The sequence below is a fragment of the Kluyvera ascorbata genome (assembly GCF_023195735.1).
Classification (GTDB): domain Bacteria; phylum Pseudomonadota; class Gammaproteobacteria; order Enterobacterales; family Enterobacteriaceae; genus Kluyvera; species Kluyvera ascorbata.
The window spans coordinates 1,238,742-1,254,069 of the sequence record NZ_CP096201.1 but is presented as its reverse complement, the minus strand read 5'-3'; the positions used below and the strand labels follow the sequence as shown (position 1 = coordinate 1,254,069).

Here is a 15,328-nt window from a genome sequence, read left to right as displayed (position 1 = left end):
TCCTTTAAGCAAATAAGAGCGATGTAACGCTAAAGCGCTAGTTATCGTTATTAAGCAGGTAAAGCAGACGGCACCGGCGGCGCGCGAGTTTCGGGGAACAGCCAGGGGAATTCACGCCAGTGGAAAACCAGCGGCGGGAAAGGTGCAGTAGCCACGCGAAGCATCAGTGCGCTTAGCAGAACGCACAGGGCCAGAATCAGTCCCGGAACATGGGTGAGGAGCACGCAGTAGCCGCAGGCCTCACCGTGATCGATAGGCATACTGTCCGGCGCAGAGTGATGTGCGGACATCGGCATAGGCATGCTCATTTCATGATGCATACCCGGCATCGCGCTCATCGGCGATTGCTGCAACGAAACCGAGATAAGCGGTGCCACAATAATCAGCGCCATAGCAAACAGCGCAAGCCAGGCGGCTCGCTGTTTAAGGGCTGATAGATTGAAGGCTTTTCTGCTCACTCGACTCTCCTGATACGAGCAGGCATTGTAAATGATTTAGCTAATAACTGTTAACGAGAGGTGCCATTTTATGGAGGATTTTTAAACCGTTAGCGTTACGCAGTCCTATGGTTAGGGCCGCGTATATAAAAAAGGGCCAGCCTTTCGGCCAGCCCTCTTTAACAGGATGTCGCTTGCGCGAATCTTAGTTAAGACGCTCTTTGATACGAGCAGACTTACCAGTGCGCTCACGCAGGTAGTACAGTTTAGCTTTACGTACAGCACCACGACGTTTAACAGCAATGCTGTCAACAACTGGAGAGTGAGTCTGGAAGACACGCTCAACGCCTTCGCCGTTGGAAATTTTACGAACAGTGAATGCAGAGTGCAGACCGCGGCTACGAATAGCGATAACCACGCCCTCAAATGCCTGCAGACGTTTTTTGGAACCTTCAACAACCCATACTTTCACTTCCACGGTATCACCCGGACGGAAGGAAGGTACGTCCTGCTTCATCTGTTCTTGTTCAAGTTGCTTAATAATGTTGCTCATAATTTAATCTCTTATCCTGGGTAAACTGATATTTGGGGGTCTCAGACCAGCCCATCATGTTTATGTTGCTGTTGTGCGTGTTCCTGTTTGAACTCCGCCAGCAACCTTGCTTGCTCTTCAGTCAGAGCCAGGTTTTCCAGAAGTTCAGGTCTTCTAAGCCAGGAGCGGCCCAGCGACTGTTTCAAACGCCAGCGACGTATCTCAGCATGGTTTCCCGACAGCAGAACTGGCGGTACCTCCATCCCTTCTAACACTTCAGGGCGAGTATAGTGTGGGCAGTCCAGCAATCCATCAGCAAACGAATCTTCGAATGCTGAAGCCTCATGACCCAGTACACCCGGAATAAACCGGGAAACGGAGTCGATCAGCGTCATTGCCGGTAACTCACCACCGCTGAGAACGTAATCGCCGATAGACCATTCTTCGTCAATCTCGGTCTGAATCACGCGCTCATCTATGCCTTCGTAGCGACCACATACCAGAATCAGCTTTTGATTCGTGGCCAGTTCGCTGACGCCCGCTTGATCAAGCTTGCGTCCCTGAGGTGACAGATAAATCACCTTCGCGCCTTCACCTGCCGCGGCTTTTGCTGCATGAATGGCGTCCCGTAAAGGTTGCACCATCATTAACATCCCCGGTCCGCCGCCGTAAGGACGATCGTCCACGGTACGGTGCCGGTCATGCGTGAAGTCGCGTGGACTCCAGCTTTGGATGTTCAGCAGGCCATTTTTAACTGCCCGGCCAGTTACCCCGTAATCGGTAATTGCGCGGAACATTTCAGGAAACAGGCTAATTATGCCAATCCACATAGCGCCGTCTTTTACCGTTTATCCGGTGGTTTAAAAACCAGGATCCCAATCTACTTCGATAGTACGAGTAGCGAGATCGACTTTCTTGATAACCTGCCCATCGAGGAACGGAACCAACCGCTCCTTGATGCCAAATGCATCTTTCAGGTTTGCCTTAATGACGAGAACGTCATTCGACCCGGTTTCCATCATATCGATGACTTTACCGAGACCGTAGCCTTCAGTGGTTACTACCTGGCAGCCCATCAGGTCTTTCCAGTAATAGCTTCCATCTTCCAGCGCCGGCAGCTGCGAAGAATCCACGATAATTTCGCAGTTCGTCAGCAGATTCGCGGCATCGCGATCGTCAACGCCTTTCAGCTTAATGACGATATCCTGATTGTGGTAGCGCCAGCTTTCCAGCTCAACGGTCTGCCACTGACCCGCCTTCTGGATTAACCAGGGCTGATAGTCAAAAATGCTTTCGGCGTCTTCGGTGGAGGAAAACACTCTGAGCCAACCACGGATACCGTAGGAAGAACCCATTTTCCCCAATACGATCGGATCAACAGGTGCTTGTGCGGTGTGTTGCTTGCTCATCATGACCACCGTGACAGATTAAGCTGCTTTCTTAGCTTCTTTGATCAGCGCAGATACGCGATCAGAGATAGTTGCGCCCTGGCCAACCCAGTGCTCGATGCGATCCAGGTCCAGACGGGTGCTTTCTTCAGTCGCAGAAGCGATTGGGTTGAAGAAACCAACGCGCTCGATGAAGCGACCGTTACGTGCGTTACGGCTGTCAGTAACAACAACCTGGTAGAACGGACGCTTTTTAGCGCCGTGACGTGCTAAACGAATAGTTACCATAACATCCTCTTGTGTGAATAGAACAACCGGGCCCCATCGAGGGAGGGGGCCCGGTGTCATATTAAAAGCCCGAAAATTTTACTCATTTTTGGGGGAATTGCAATCAACATCTGCCTTTTACCGCACGATAACCAGGGCGTTATCGTAATAGGCAGCGTGAAGTAGACGTATTTGTCAGTATAGAAGTGCGCGACCCTTTGGTCAGCGCACTTCCAAAGAGGGATTAACGGCCAGGGAATCCTGGCGGCATCATACCTTTCATGCCGCGCATCATTTTCATCATGCCGCCTTTCGACTTCATCTTCTTCATCATGCGCTGCATGTCGTCAAACTGCTTCAGCAGACGGTTCACGTCCTGCACCTGCAGGCCGCAGCCCTGGGCGATACGACGCTTGCGGGAGCCCTTGATGATTTCAGGCTTCGCGCGTTCTTTCAGCGTCATCGAGTTGATGATAGCCTCCATACGCACCAGCACTTTGTCATCCATCTGAGATTTGACGTTATCAGGGATCTGACCCATGCCCGGCAGCTTGCCCATCAGGCTTGCCATGCCGCCCATGTTTTTCATCTGCTTGAGCTGCTCTAAGAAGTCGTTCAGGTCGAAACCGTCGCCCTTCTTCAGCTTAGTCGCCAGCTTCTCAGCCTGCGCACGGTCGACCTTGCTTTCGATATCTTCGATAAGCGACAGCACGTCGCCCATACCGAGGATACGGGAAGCGATACGATCGGGATGGAACGGCTCCAGCGCTTCGGTTTTCTCGCCGACGCCGAGGAATTTAATTGGCTTACCGGTAATGTGACGAATAGAGAGCGCCGCACCGCCGCGCGCATCACCGTCGACCTTGGTCAGCACCACGCCGGTCAGCGGCAGCGCTTCGTTAAAGGCTTTGGCGGTATTCGCCGCATCCTGGCCGGTCATGGCATCGACCACAAACAGGGTTTCAACCGGCTTAATCGCCGCGTGAACCTGTTTGATTTCGTCCATCATCGCTTCGTCAACGTGCAGACGACCGGCGGTATCCACCAGCAGCACGTCGTAGAATTTCAGCTTCGCTTCTTTCAGCGCCGCGTTAACGATATCGATAGGCTTCTGGCCAACGTCAGACGGGAAGAAGTCCACGCCAACCTGCTCAGCCAGGGTTTCCAGCTGTTTGATCGCCGCCGGGCGATAAACGTCGGCAGAAACGACCAGCACTTTCTTCTTGTGCTTCTCGCGCAGGAATTTACCCAGCTTACCGACGCTAGTCGTTTTACCCGCACCCTGCAGGCCCGCCATCAGCACTACGGCCGGTGGTTGTGCCGCCAGGTTGAGCGTCTCGTTCTCTTCGCCCATCGCCGAAACCAGTTCGCTACGAACGATTTTGACGAACTCCTGACCCGGGGTCAGGCTCTTGTTAACTTCGTGACCAACCGCTTTTTCTTTTACGCGATTGATAAAATCACGCACTACCGGCAGCGCAACGTCAGCCTCCAGCAGCGCCATGCGCACTTCGCGCAGCGTCTCTTTTACGTTGTCTTCAGTAAGGCGTCCACGGCCACTGATATTGCGCAGCGTGCGCGACAAACGATCGGTTAAATTATCAAACATTGTCTCTCGCCTGGGGTGGAAACGTGAGTCGCTAGCGCGACAAAAAAACGAAAATTTGCCGGAGTATAACACGACACCGGGGGAGTTGTGATGCTGCGGTTAGCGCTGTATCACGTTACGCCATTCACATCATCCTTCACGCAGGATCTGCGCCTTGATACAACTCGAATGATTTTGCGTATATACTGCATCTCTTTCTTCTATTTGACGACTGCCGACACTTTATGCCTGTTTTTGCCCTGCTCGCGCTTGTTGCCTACTCCATCAGCCTGGCGCTGATCATTCCCGGCCTGCTGCAAAAAAACAGCGGCTGGCGGCGTATGGCGATTTTTTCTGCCACCGTTGCGCTGGTGTGCCATGCGTTTGCGCTGGAAGCCCGTATTCTGCCGGGCGGTGAAAGCGGGCAGAATCTCAGCCTGTTGAACGTCGGCTCGCTGGTGAGCCTGATGATCTGTACGGTAATGACCATCGTCGCCTCGCGAAACCGTGGCTGGCTGCTGCTGCCTATCGTCTACGCTTTCGCGCTGATAAACCTCGCCTTCGCCACCTTTATGCCCAACGAGTTTATTACTCACCTGGAAGCCACACCGGGAATGATGGTGCATATCGGGCTATCGTTGTTCTCCTACGCCACGCTGATTATCGCTGCGCTCTATGCGTTGCAATTAGCGTGGATTGACTATCAGCTGAAAAATAAGAAGCTGGCATTTAGCCATGAAATGCCGCCGCTGATGGTCATTGAACGCAAAATGTTTCACATCACCCAGGTTGGCGTCGTGCTGCTTACGCTGACGCTTTGTACCGGCCTGTTTTACATGCATAACCTCTTCAGCATGGAAAATATCGACAAGGCCGTCCTTTCCATCATCGCCTGGTTCGTCTATATCGTCTTGTTATGGGGCCACTACCATGAAGGGTGGCGCGGTCGTCGAGTCGTCTGGTTTAACGTTGCCGGCGCCGGCATCCTGACGCTCGCCTACTTCGGTAGCCGTGTCATTCAACAATTTGTGGGCTAAGTACTAAGGAATTCACTTGGAACATATCTCAACCACCACGCTGATCGTTACGCTGATCATCATGGTGGTCATCTCTGCCTATTTCTCAGGCTCTGAAACCGGCATGATGACGCTGAACCGCTATCGGCTCCGTCATCTGGCAAAACAGGGCAATAAACCGGCGCGCCGCGTCGAAAAACTGCTGCAAAAACCTGACCGCCTCATCAGCCTGGTGCTGATTGGCAACAACCTCGTCAACATTCTGGCCTCAGCGCTGGGCACCATCGTCGGCATGCGCCTGTACGGCGACCTGGGCGTTGCCATCGCCACCGGGGTGCTGACCTTCGTGGTGCTGGTATTCGCGGAAGTGCTGCCAAAAACCATTGCCGCGCTCTACCCGGAAAAAGTGGCCTACCCAAGCAGCTTCCTGCTGGCACCGCTGCAAATTCTGATGATGCCGCTGGTCTGGTTCCTGAACCTGATTACCCGCATTCTGATGCGCATGATGGGCATTAAAACCGACATCACCATCAGCAGCGCGCTGAGCAAAGACGAGCTGCGCACCATCGTGAACGAATCCCGCTCGCAGATTTCACGACGCAACCAGGACATGCTGCTGTCGGTGCTGGACCTCGAAAAAGTGAGCGTCGATGACATCATGGTGCCGCGCAATGAAATCGTCGGTATCAACATCAACGACGACTGGAAGTCGATAGTTCGCCAGCTCACCCACTCACCGCATGGCCGCATCGTGCTGTACCGTGACTCGCTGGATGACGCCATCAGCATGCTCCGCCTCCGCGAAGCCTACCGCCTGATGACCGAGAAAAAGGAGTTCACCAAAGAAGTGATGCTGCGCGCCGCCGATGAGATTTACTTCGTCCCGGAAGGTACCCCGCTCAGCACGCAGCTGGTGAAATTCCAGCGTAACAAGAAGAAAGTCGGCCTGGTGGTCGATGAGTACGGTGATATTCAGGGGCTGGTAACGGTCGAAGATATTCTGGAAGAGATCGTGGGTGATTTTACGACGTCAATGTCTCCCTCGCTGGCCGAAGAGGTCAACCCACAAAACGACGGCTCGGTGATTATTGACGGCGGCGCGAACGTGCGCGAATTAAATAAAGCCTTCAACTGGCACCTGCCGGAAGACGAAGCACGCACCATTAACGGCATGATTGTGGAAGCGTTAGAAGAGATCCCGGCCGCTGGCACACGCGTGCGCATTGCCCAGTACGATATCGATATTCTCGACGTACAGGATAACGTGATTAAGCAGGTGCAGGTGAATCCGGTGAAGCCGCTTCGGGAAAGCGTGAAGGATTAAAGAATATTCCCTCTCCCTGCCTGGGGAGAGGGAAAAGCGAAGATTATGCCTTCGCTTTCGCGACGGAAACCATCGCCGCGCGAATGGTACGACCGTTCAGGGTATAACCCTTCTGCATCACCATCAGCACGTTGCCAGCCGCGACGTCTTCGGACTCAACCATCGCAATGGCCTGGTGTACGTTCGGGTCCATTGGGACGTTGATGTCCGCCACAACCTGCACGCCAAACTTCGCCACCACGTCCAGCATCGACTTACGGGTCAGTTCGATACCTTCGATCATCGGCGCCATCTCTTCGTTGTCTTTGTTCGCCACTTCCAACGCACGGTCCAGGCTATCCAGCACCGGCAGCAGTTCGTTGACGAATTTTTCCAGCGCGAACTTGTGCGCCTTCTCAACATCGATTTCGGTACGGCGACGCAGGTTTTCCATTTCAGCCTTCACGCGCAGGACGCTTTCGCGTTCGCGGGTTTCAGCTTCCGCTAACTGCGATTCGAGGTTCGCAATTTTTTCGTCGCGCGGATCCACCTGTTCAGCAGAAGCGTTTGGTTCAACCGCCTCAACTTCTTCGTGCTGTTCCATGATAATTTCTTCCGGGGATTGCCCCTCAGGCGTTTTCTGTTCTTTACTACTCATGAATTTCTCCGCGTTTTTTCGCAATCATCTCGCTAACTTCGCTTATTATGGGGATCAGATTCCGGGTTTCAAGGGAAGCTGTCACATTGTCACCCATCTTCGGCACAAGGACATTCAGAAAATGAACAATCATTTCAAGTGTATCGGTATTGTAGGACATCCCCGTCACCCGACGGCCCTGACGACACATGAAATGCTCTATCGTTGGCTGTGCACCAAGGGCTACGATGTCATTGTTGAGCGTCAAATAGCCAAAGAACTCAAGCTGGACAACGTCCAGACCGGCACGCTGGCGGAAATTGGCCAGAAGGCGGACCTGGCGGTAGTGGTCGGCGGCGACGGCAATATGCTCGGCGCGGCGCGCACCCTTGCCCGTTACGACATCAGCGTAATCGGCATTAACCGCGGCAATCTCGGTTTTCTTACCGACCTTGACCCGGACAACGCGCACCAGCAATTAGCCGATGTGCTGGACGGTAACTTTATTGCTGAAAAACGTTTCCTGCTGGAAGCGCAGGTCTGTCAGCAAAACTGCCAGAAGCGCATCAGCACCGCCATCAACGAAGTGGTGCTGCACCCGGGTAAAGTCGCGCATATGATTGAGTTTGAAGTCTATATCGACGAGACCTTTGCGTTCTCCCAGCGCTCAGACGGGCTGATTATTTCTACCCCAACCGGCTCAACGGCCTACTCGCTCTCGGCGGGCGGCCCAATCCTGACGCCTTCGCTGGATGCCATCACCCTGGTGCCGATGTTCCCGCACACGCTGTCGGCGCGCCCGCTGGTGATTAACAGCAACAGCACCATTCGTCTGCGCTTCTCACACCGCCGTAGCGACCTTGAAATCAGCTGCGACAGCCAGATAGCCCTGCCGATTCAGGAAGGTGAAGACGTGTTAATTCGCCGCAGCGACTACCACCTCAATCTGATTCACCCAAAAGACTACAGTTATTTCAACACATTAAGCACCAAGCTCGGCTGGTCAAAAAAATTGTTCTAATTTAATCGCCGCCTCTTTACTGGATAAAAATCCAGTTTATACTGTATGAAAACACAGTTATGGGTTTTCATACAGGAAGCGGCTATGTTAGCACAACTGACCATCAGCAATTTTGCCATCGTTCGTGAACTTGAAATCGACTTCAACAGCGGCATGACGGCCATCACCGGCGAAACCGGTGCCGGTAAATCAATTGCAATCGATGCCCTCGGCCTATGCCTGGGTGGCCGCGCCGAAGCCGATATGGTCCGTGCTGGTGCCAGCCGCGCCGACCTCTGCGCCCGCTTTGCACTCAAAGACACCCCTGCAGCCCTGCGCTGGCTCGAAGAGAACCAACTGGAAGACGGCCGCGAATGCCTGCTGCGCCGCGTTATCAGCAGCGACGGCCGCTCCCGTGGCTTTATCAACGGCACAGCGGTACCACTCTCTCAGCTGCGCGAGCTGGGTCAGTTGCTTATCCAGATCCACGGCCAGCATGCACATCAGCAGTTGGTTAAACCTGAACATCAGAAAACCCTGCTTGATGCTTACGTCGGCGAATCTGTTCTCGTTCGTCAAATGGCCGAACACTACCGCCTGTGGAACCAAAGCTGCCGCGATCTCGCAACCCATCAGCAGCAAAGCCAGGAGCGCGCCGCCCGCGCAGAGCTGCTGCAGTATCAGCTAAAAGAGCTTATCGAGTTCAACCCACGTCCGGGCGAATACGAACAAATTGACGAAGAGTACAAGCGCCTTGCCAACAGCGGGCAGCTTATCTCCACCAGCCAGCATGCGCTGACAATCCTTGCCGATGGTGAGGACGTCAACCTGCAAAGCCAGCTCTACACCGCCCGTCAGCTGGCGGACGAACTGGTGAGCATGGACGGCAAACTGTCTGGCGTGTTGGACATGCTGGAGGAAGCGGCCATTCAGTTGAGCGAAGCCAGCGACGAGCTGCGCCACTACTGCGACCGCCTGGACCTCGACCCTAATCGCCTGTTCGAGCTGGAGCAGCGCCTGTCCAAACAGATCTCGCTGGCGCGTAAGCACCAAATCTCACCGGAAGCGCTACCGGAGTACTATCAATCTCTTCTGGACGAACAGCAGCTACTCGACGACCAGAGCGACTCACTAGAGACGCTGAAACACGCGGTATCGCGTCATCACCAGATGGCAATGGAAACGGCACGCCAGCTGCATGCACAGCGTCAGGCAAGCGCTCAGGAGCTTTCACAGCTGATTACCGACAGCATGCACATGCTCTCTATGCCGCACGGCCTGTTTGATATCGACGTTCGCTTTGAAGAGCAGCACCTGACCGCCGAAGGTGCAGACCGCATTGAATTCCGCGTGACCACTAACCCCGGTCAGCCGCTGCAGGCGATTGCCAAAGTGGCATCCGGCGGTGAGCTGTCGCGTATAGCGTTAGCTATTCAGGTGATCACTGCACGTAAAATGGAAACCCCGGCGCTTATCTTCGATGAAGTCGACGTGGGTATCAGTGGCCCAACGGCGGCGGTGGTGGGTAAACTGCTGCGCCAGTTGGGTGAATCCACTCAGGTGATGTGCGTAACGCACCTGCCGCAGGTGGCTGGCTGTGGTCACCACCATTTCTACGTCAGCAAAGAGACCGACGGCGCAATGACGGAAACGCACATGCAGCCGCTGGATAAACGCGCCCGTCTGCAGGAGCTGGCGCGCCTTCTCGGCGGTAGCGAAGTCACGCGGAATACGCTGGCAAACGCGAAAGAGTTGCTGGCCGCATAAACTTTTTTGGTTTCTTAGAGTCTGAGTTCACAATAAAAACGCCGTAAGACCTGATATCAAAGGTTTCCAACTTACCTCAGGTCTATTATCATCGGCACATTACATATGAGCCGCGTACTGCTCGGGCCCGAAAAGGAATCAAATCACTATGCGCTGTAAAACGCTGACTGCTGCCGCAGCGGTTCTTCTGATGATGACTGCAGGCTGTTCCACTCTGGAGCGAGTGGTTTACCGTCCTGATATTAGTCAGGGGAACTACCTGGTACCTAACGACGTTGCCAAAATCCGTGTTGGCATGACGCAACAACAGGTTGCCTATACCTTAGGTACCCCGATGATGACCGACCCGTTCGGCACCAACACCTGGTTCTACGTTTTCCGTCAGCAGCCAGGGCATGAGTCCGTCACTCAGCAGACGCTGACCCTGACCTTCAACAGCAGCGGCGTACTGACTAACATCGACAACAAGCCAGCGCTGACCAAATAAATCAGCGGCGGTGTGTCACAAATGCAAAAAAAGCGCTCATTGAGCGCTTTTTTTATGTCTGCGATCCGAACGGTTTGCCGGATGGCAGCTTCGCCTTATCCGGCCTACAACGTGTAGCCCGGTCGAACGTAGTGACGCCGGGAAACCCCGGAGTCGGTGCTATCGCACCTCGTCCGGGCTACAGAATGGTCAGCTCTTTTGCTGGGCGCGCTGGCGGCGCAGTTCTTTCGGGTCAGCAATCAGCGGGCGATAAATCTCGACCCGGTCACCGTCATGAACCACATCGTCGAGCTTAGCCGGACGGCTGTAGATACCGACCTTGTTTTTAGCGAGGTCAATGTCATCTCGCAGGGTCAGCAGGCCGCTGGCCTGAATCGCCTGCTCTATCGTCGCGCCTTCGTCTAACGTCACACGCTGCAAGTACTGCTTTTGCGGCAGCGCATACGCCACTTCCACGGCGATTTTACCCGACACTGTACACCTCGCGAGCGCGCATCGTGAACGCCTGCACCATATTCAGCGCCAGCTCTTTAAAGATGCGACCAAACGCTAGCTCAATGAGCTTATTGGTAAACTCAAAATCAAGCTGGAACTCAATCTTGCAGGCGTCCTGGCTCAGCGGCGTAAACTTCCAGCCACCAATCAGTTTTTTAAACGGCCCATCGACCAGATGCATGAGGATGCTCTGGTTGCTGGTTAACGTATTTCTCGTGGTAAAGGTCTTACTGATACCTGCCTTAGAGACATCCACCGCCGCCGTCATTTGCGTCGGGCCGGACTCCAGAACACGGCTGCCTGTACAACCGGGGATAAAATCCGGATAGGCATTCACATCATTCACCAGTTGATACATTTGCTCCGCGCTGTAGGGAACCAGCGCAGTACGGCTAATCTGAGGCATAGCAATTTCCATTCACGAACACGGCGTAAATAGTATCATTTATCTACTGCTAAAAAAAACGGAGGCGGGCTATATCGTGCTAAGATAACCCATTGCGCCTCGCGGGAGCTTGAGGCAGTGTTATTGAGATAAGCGATAAGTTCAGGACATTATGACAAAGAAAAAAGCACACAAACCTGGATCAGCCACGATTGCGCTGAATAAACGCGCCCGCCACGAATACTTTATCGAAGAAGAATTTGAAGCGGGCCTTGCCCTCCAGGGTTGGGAAGTGAAATCCCTGCGCGCAGGTAAAGCCAACATTGGTGATAGCTACGTTATCCTGAAAGATGGCGAAGCCTTCCTATTTGGCGCGAACTTCACCCCGATGGCCGTAGCATCAACGCACTACGTTTGCGATCCGACACGCACCCGTAAACTGCTGCTCAACCAGCGCGAACTGGACTCCCTGTTCGGGCGTATCAACCGCGAAGGTTACACCGTCGTCGCGCTATCGCTGTACTGGAAGAACGCCTGGTGTAAGGTAAAAATCGGCGTTGCGAAAGGTAAGAAACAGCACGATAAACGTTCCGATCTCAAAGATCGCGAATGGCAGTTGGATAAAGCCCGCATTATGAAACACGCCGGGCGTTAATAATACCCGCACTTGCCTGCCATCGCAGGCAAGTGCTTCACAACTTACCGTTCCCTCAGCGCTTCCTTCATTTTGTTCAACGGTTTAATCAGATAATCGAGCACCGATTTCTGCCCCGTTTTGATCTCCACGTTAGCGACCATCCCCGGCATTATCGGGAACCGTTTACCCTGCTTATTCACCAGCTCCGCCTGCTGCGTGCGAACATACACGCGATAGTAAAACTGATCGCGGCGCACCTCATCCTGCAAAGTATCTGGCGACACTACCTCAACGGTCCCTTTCAGGTCACCATAAATGGAGGTGTCGTAAGCGGTGATTTTTACCGTCGCCGGCAGGCCGGGGCGAATGTAGGCGATATCGCGCGGGTTTATCCGCGACTCAATCAAAAGCTGGTCCTCCAGCGGCACAATCTCCATCAATTTGCCGCCCGGCTGCAGCACACCACCAACGGTATTGACCTGAATATCCTTCACGACGCCGCGGACGGGAGAAAATAGCGACGCACGTTCAACCTGGTCGGCTTTCCCCGCCATCACCTGTAGCTGCGCGTCGAGATCCGCATCGTTTTTGACCTGTTCTTCGCGTGCACGCACGGCGTACTGGTTTTGCGCTTCATCCATTTTGCCCTGCAGCTCTGCCGCCTGTCGTTCCAGCCGGATAACCTCAACATCACCGGCTGCGCCTCTCGCCACCAGCGGCTTGGTCATTCTGATTTCAGCATTCACCAGTTGCAGCGATTTTTGCAAATTCGCCACCGTTTGATTGAGCGTTCTCCGCCGCGAGTCGTACAGCTGCTGCTCACGTGCCACCAGCGCCGGTTCTTTCAGTGATTCAGCGCTAAACTTCAGCGGCTGGCCGGTCAGTTCAGAACGTAAACGCTCGCTGGACGCGCGCAGCGCCCGTACGCGCACCGCCGCCTCACCAAAATTAGACTGGAAGCGAGTCTGATCGAGCCGCGCCAGCATTTGCCCGCGATTGACGATATCACCCTCTTTCACCAGCAATTCACTCACAATGCCGCCGTCAAGGCTTTCAATCACCTGCGCATGGGTGGAAGGGGTGACCTTACCGGTGCCAACCGTCACCTCGTCCAGAATCGCCCAGCGCGCCCAAAGAATGAAGATCAGGAGCCCAAGCACGCTAAGCCAGATAACCGATGAAGAAAGACGACTTTGCCGATTAAGCTCATCCTGCATTTTGGCTTCGATCATGACGCACCGCCCGGAACAATTGAAGCAACATTGCTGTTACGCCGTGCCTGATTCAGCAGCTCGTCGCGCGGACCGTCCGCCACAACCCGGCCATTCTCCAGCACGATAATTCGGTCGACGAGCTTGAGCAGCGCTGGCCGGTGGGTAACCAGCACCAGCGTGCGCCCGGTCAACCACTGGTGTAACTGGCGGATCACCCACTCTTCCAGCTGTTCATCCATGGAGGCGGTCGGCTCATCCAACAGCACTATTTGCGGATTTCGCACGATCAGGCGGCTAAGCAGTACCATCTGGCGCTGTCCGCCGGACAAACCGCGGCCGCCTTCGTTAATGAGCCGATCCAGGCTAGCGGCATCCTGTTGCACCAGGTTTATCGCGCCACTGATGCGCAGCGCCTGGATAAGCTCGGCTTCGGTGGCATGCGGGTGCCCCAGCATCAGGTTTTGCCGCAAGGTGCCGAAAAACAGCCGCGAGTCCTGCGATAAATACCCAACCTGACGACGAACATCGTTCGGATCGACATGCGCCATATCGACCCCATCAATAATGGTTTTTCCTTTTGTCGCCTGAACCTGTCCGGACAGCAGCCGCAGCAGCGTCGATTTCCCCGCCCCGGTTTTCCCCAAAATGGCCACTCGCTCACCGGGCATAATCTCCAGCCCGTCGATGTTCAGCGCCTGTTCGCCTTTTTCCACATCGTAGCTGTATTGCATTTGCTGCATTTGATAGTGCCCCGCCAGCACAGGGCAATGCGCCATCTTTTTGTCGGCCTCTTTATCCAGCGGCTTTTTCAGCAGTTCATCCAGCCCGGTCATGGCGGATTTTGCATGCTGCCAGCGGGAAAAGACCATCGTCAGCTGCATCAGTGGTGCAATCGTACGCGAAGACAACATGCTGCAAGCAACCAGCGTACCGGTGGTGATACTGCCATCAATCACCAAAAAACAGCCAAACACCAGCATACCGGCATACGTAATCTGCTGGACGGTCGACGCCCAGCCGCTAAGCCTTGCGCCCCAAACGCGCTGTTTCATGCCAATACTGGCCCCCACCGCATGAGTTGTTTCCCATTGACGCTGGAAGTAGGGTTCGGCCTGTAGCGCCTTAATGTCTTCAACCCCTTCGATCGACTCCACCAGCACCGCATTGCGGATCGCGCTTTCGCGCATCCCCTCTTTCGCCAGCTTGGCCATCGGCCACTGCACCAGTAAACCAGGGATCACAATCAACGGAATGGCGATCAGCGGGATCACCACCAGCGGGCCGCCGACCAACGCAATAATGCCTAAAAACAGCAGAACAAACGGCATATCCATCGCCGCGCCCACGGTGGTCGAAGTCAACAATTCACGCACCTGATCCAGTTCGCGAAGCTGAGAGATAAATGATCCGGTGGATTTGGGGCGCGCATCGTTTTTTATCGACAGTGCGCGGGCAAAGAACATTGCCGATAGATCGAGATCGATATGTTTGCCCATAATGTCAGACACATAGGTTCGCGCCAGACGGATCATATACTCCAGCGCCGCCGCCAGCAGCACGCCGAAGAACAGCACCCACAGCGTGGGGAAAGATTGCGCCGGGATAACGCGATCGTAGACCTGCATGGAAAACAAAATCCCCGCCAGCGCCATCACGTTGCCCACGATAGAGGCCAGCGCAATCTCCGACAGCTTGCGCCCGGTATGGCGGAAGTGACGCCAGAACCAATGCGCTTCCCACGGATGGGTAAAGTCATCAATACGTGAATCTCGCCCGCGTACGGCAATGCCCAGCATCACCACTTCGGGGTTAATGCGGGTAATCAACGTCTCCAGCGACTCTTCACGCACCAGATCGCCGCCGTTGTTAAGCCAGTAGGTCACCAAACCATCGGCGTTCAGCGCTTCCAGCAGCATCAGCTCGCCGCTTTCTAGCTGCACGATGACCGGCAGATTCTGTGCGCTCCAGCGCATTTTTGCCAGCGGCACACGGTGTACCTGCAACCCCATTAAACCGCTCAATCGCTCGAGCCGGGCATTGAGGGGCAGGTTTTCAAACCAGCGCATCTGTTGGCGCACCGCTGGCGCATCGGCGGGTAAACCAAAACGCCCCGCCGCACGTACCATGACGTTAACCCAGCTTTCGGTATCAGGCTCTTGCATAAACACTCCTGCC

Annotated in this window: 17 protein-coding genes; 6 read left to right on the top strand and 11 right to left on the bottom strand. The window is 54.5% G+C overall.

The window, feature by feature from the left end; translation table 11 throughout:
- Window positions 1–50: 50 nt before the first annotated feature.
- The 6 genes from MY052_RS05975 to ffh all read right to left on the bottom strand — a co-directional run bounded on the left by MY052_RS05975 (window position 51) and on the right by ffh (window position 4,233).
- Window positions 51–392, bottom strand: coding sequence for a DUF2946 domain-containing protein (locus MY052_RS05975; RefSeq protein ID WP_248538903.1), 342 nt, complete (start codon window positions 390–392; stop codon window positions 51–53).
- A gap of 250 nt (window positions 393–642) precedes the next feature.
- Window positions 643–990, bottom strand: coding sequence for a 50S ribosomal protein L19 (gene rplS / locus MY052_RS05970; RefSeq protein WP_006687325.1), 348 nt, complete (start codon window positions 988–990; stop codon window positions 643–645).
- Between the two features lie 41 nt (window positions 991–1,031).
- Window positions 1,032–1,799, bottom strand: coding sequence for a tRNA (guanosine(37)-N1)-methyltransferase TrmD (gene trmD, locus MY052_RS05965; protein ID WP_035894947.1), 768 nt, complete (start codon window positions 1,797–1,799; stop codon window positions 1,032–1,034).
- 30 nt (window positions 1,800–1,829) lie between these two features.
- Window positions 1,830–2,378: a ribosome maturation factor RimM gene (gene rimM, locus MY052_RS05960; RefSeq protein ID WP_035894946.1), complete on the bottom strand. Its 549-nt coding sequence runs from the start codon at window positions 2,376–2,378 to the stop codon at window positions 1,830–1,832.
- A gap of 18 nt (window positions 2,379–2,396) precedes the next feature.
- Window positions 2,397–2,645 carry a 30S ribosomal protein S16 gene (gene rpsP, locus MY052_RS05955; RefSeq protein ID WP_202217387.1) on the bottom strand — a complete coding sequence of 83 codons (249 nt, stop codon included), beginning with the start codon at window positions 2,643–2,645 and terminating at the stop codon, window positions 2,397–2,399.
- A gap of 223 nt (window positions 2,646–2,868) precedes the next feature.
- Window positions 2,869–4,233 carry a signal recognition particle protein gene (ffh, locus tag MY052_RS05950; protein ID WP_115073781.1) on the bottom strand — a complete coding sequence of 455 codons (1,365 nt, stop codon included), beginning with the start codon at window positions 4,231–4,233 and terminating at the stop codon, window positions 2,869–2,871.
- A gap of 224 nt (window positions 4,234–4,457) precedes the next feature.
- Here ffh and MY052_RS05945 point away from each other — a divergent pair, with 224 nt between their 5' ends.
- Both MY052_RS05945 and MY052_RS05940 read left to right on the top strand, forming a co-directional pair.
- The gene (locus MY052_RS05945; protein ID WP_035894943.1) at window positions 4,458–5,249 is read left to right on the top strand and encodes a cytochrome C assembly family protein; all 792 of its coding nucleotides are present in this window, start codon (window positions 4,458–4,460) and stop codon (window positions 5,247–5,249) included.
- A gap of 16 nt (window positions 5,250–5,265) precedes the next feature.
- Window positions 5,266–6,552, top strand: coding sequence for an HlyC/CorC family transporter (locus MY052_RS05940; RefSeq protein WP_115073779.1), 1,287 nt, complete (start codon window positions 5,266–5,268; stop codon window positions 6,550–6,552).
- 43 nt (window positions 6,553–6,595) lie between these two features.
- Here the strand turns inward: MY052_RS05940 and grpE are convergent, their stop codons facing one another.
- Window positions 6,596–7,189 (bottom strand): nucleotide exchange factor GrpE, encoded by a 594-nt coding sequence (grpE, locus tag MY052_RS05935; RefSeq protein ID WP_035894940.1) that lies wholly within the window; start codon window positions 7,187–7,189, stop codon window positions 6,596–6,598.
- A 121-nt stretch (window positions 7,190–7,310) separates the two neighbouring features.
- Between grpE and nadK the strand changes: the two genes are divergently transcribed.
- The 3 genes from nadK (at window position 7,311) to bamE (ending at window position 10,422) form a co-directional block, all read left to right on the top strand.
- A complete protein-coding gene (gene nadK, locus MY052_RS05930; protein WP_035894938.1) occupies window positions 7,311–8,189 on the top strand; it encodes an NAD(+) kinase in 879 nt (292 codons plus the stop codon).
- Between the two features lie 84 nt (window positions 8,190–8,273).
- A complete protein-coding gene (gene recN / locus MY052_RS05925) occupies window positions 8,274–9,935 on the top strand; it encodes a DNA repair protein RecN (RefSeq protein WP_248538363.1) in 1,662 nt (553 codons plus the stop codon).
- Between the two features lie 148 nt (window positions 9,936–10,083).
- Window positions 10,084–10,422 (top strand): outer membrane protein assembly factor BamE, encoded by a 339-nt coding sequence (gene bamE / locus MY052_RS05920; RefSeq protein ID WP_035894936.1) that lies wholly within the window; start codon window positions 10,084–10,086, stop codon window positions 10,420–10,422.
- Window positions 10,423–10,611: 189 nt separating this feature from the next.
- Here the strand turns inward: bamE and MY052_RS05915 are convergent, their stop codons facing one another.
- Both MY052_RS05915 and MY052_RS05910 read right to left on the bottom strand, forming a co-directional pair.
- The gene (locus tag MY052_RS05915) at window positions 10,612–10,896 is read right to left on the bottom strand and encodes an RnfH family protein (protein ID WP_035894935.1); all 285 of its coding nucleotides are present in this window, start codon (window positions 10,894–10,896) and stop codon (window positions 10,612–10,614) included.
- Window positions 10,886–11,323: a type II toxin-antitoxin system RatA family toxin gene (locus MY052_RS05910; protein WP_035894934.1), complete on the bottom strand. Its 438-nt coding sequence runs from the start codon at window positions 11,321–11,323 to the stop codon at window positions 10,886–10,888. The genes MY052_RS05915 and MY052_RS05910 overlap by 11 nt, the downstream gene beginning before the upstream one ends.
- 151 nt (window positions 11,324–11,474) lie before the next feature.
- Between MY052_RS05910 and smpB the strand changes: the two genes are divergently transcribed.
- Complete coding sequence (gene smpB / locus MY052_RS05905; protein ID WP_035894933.1) at window positions 11,475–11,957, top strand: SsrA-binding protein SmpB; 483 nt, start codon at window positions 11,475–11,477, stop codon at window positions 11,955–11,957.
- Between the two features lie 44 nt (window positions 11,958–12,001).
- Here the strand turns inward: smpB and MY052_RS05900 are convergent, their stop codons facing one another.
- Together MY052_RS05900 and MY052_RS05895 are read right to left on the bottom strand one after the other, a co-directional pair.
- Window positions 12,002–13,171, bottom strand: a complete 1,170-nt coding sequence (locus tag MY052_RS05900) for a beta-barrel domain-containing protein (RefSeq protein WP_248538362.1) — start codon at window positions 13,169–13,171, stop codon at window positions 12,002–12,004.
- Entirely contained in the window at window positions 13,168–15,315 is a 2,148-nt protein-coding gene (locus tag MY052_RS05895) for a type I secretion system permease/ATPase (RefSeq protein WP_248538361.1), read from the bottom strand. Before MY052_RS05895 ends, MY052_RS05900 begins: the two co-directional genes overlap by 4 nt.
- Window positions 15,316–15,328: the final 13 nt, after the last annotated feature.

Excerpts from the sequence above, each read along its gene's own strand:
- rplS (WP_006687325.1), bottom strand. The coding sequence starts at position 990 with ATGAGCAACATTATTAAGCAACTTGAACAAGAACAGATGAAGCAGGAC.
- trmD (WP_035894947.1), bottom strand. The coding sequence starts at position 1,799 with ATGTGGATTGGCATAATTAGCCTGTTTCCTGAAATGTTCCGCGCAATT.
- recN (WP_248538363.1), top strand. The coding sequence starts at position 8,274 with ATGTTAGCACAACTGACCATCAGCAATTTTGCCATCGTTCGTGAACTT.
- MY052_RS05910 (WP_035894934.1), bottom strand. The coding sequence starts at position 11,323 with ATGCCTCAGATTAGCCGTACTGCGCTGGTTCCCTACAGCGCGGAGCAA.
- MY052_RS05895 (WP_248538361.1), bottom strand. The coding sequence starts at position 15,315 with ATGCAAGAGCCTGATACCGAAAGCTGGGTTAACGTCATGGTACGTGCG.
- ffh (WP_115073781.1), bottom strand. The coding sequence starts at position 4,233 with ATGTTTGATAATTTAACCGATCGTTTGTCGCGCACGCTGCGCAATATC.
- MY052_RS05945 (WP_035894943.1), top strand. The coding sequence starts at position 4,458 with ATGCCTGTTTTTGCCCTGCTCGCGCTTGTTGCCTACTCCATCAGCCTG.
- grpE (WP_035894940.1), bottom strand. The coding sequence starts at position 7,189 with ATGAGTAGTAAAGAACAGAAAACGCCTGAGGGGCAATCCCCGGAAGAA.
- smpB (WP_035894933.1), top strand. The coding sequence starts at position 11,475 with ATGACAAAGAAAAAAGCACACAAACCTGGATCAGCCACGATTGCGCTG.
- nadK (WP_035894938.1), top strand. The coding sequence starts at position 7,311 with ATGAACAATCATTTCAAGTGTATCGGTATTGTAGGACATCCCCGTCAC.
- MY052_RS05900 (WP_248538362.1), bottom strand. The coding sequence starts at position 13,171 with ATGATCGAAGCCAAAATGCAGGATGAGCTTAATCGGCAAAGTCGTCTT.
- rpsP (WP_202217387.1), bottom strand. The coding sequence starts at position 2,645 with ATGGTAACTATTCGTTTAGCACGTCACGGCGCTAAAAAGCGTCCGTTC.
- bamE (WP_035894936.1), top strand. The coding sequence starts at position 10,084 with ATGCGCTGTAAAACGCTGACTGCTGCCGCAGCGGTTCTTCTGATGATG.
- rimM (WP_035894946.1), bottom strand. The coding sequence starts at position 2,378 with ATGAGCAAGCAACACACCGCACAAGCACCTGTTGATCCGATCGTATTG.
- MY052_RS05975 (WP_248538903.1), bottom strand. The coding sequence starts at position 392 with ATGGCGCTGATTATTGTGGCACCGCTTATCTCGGTTTCGTTGCAGCAA.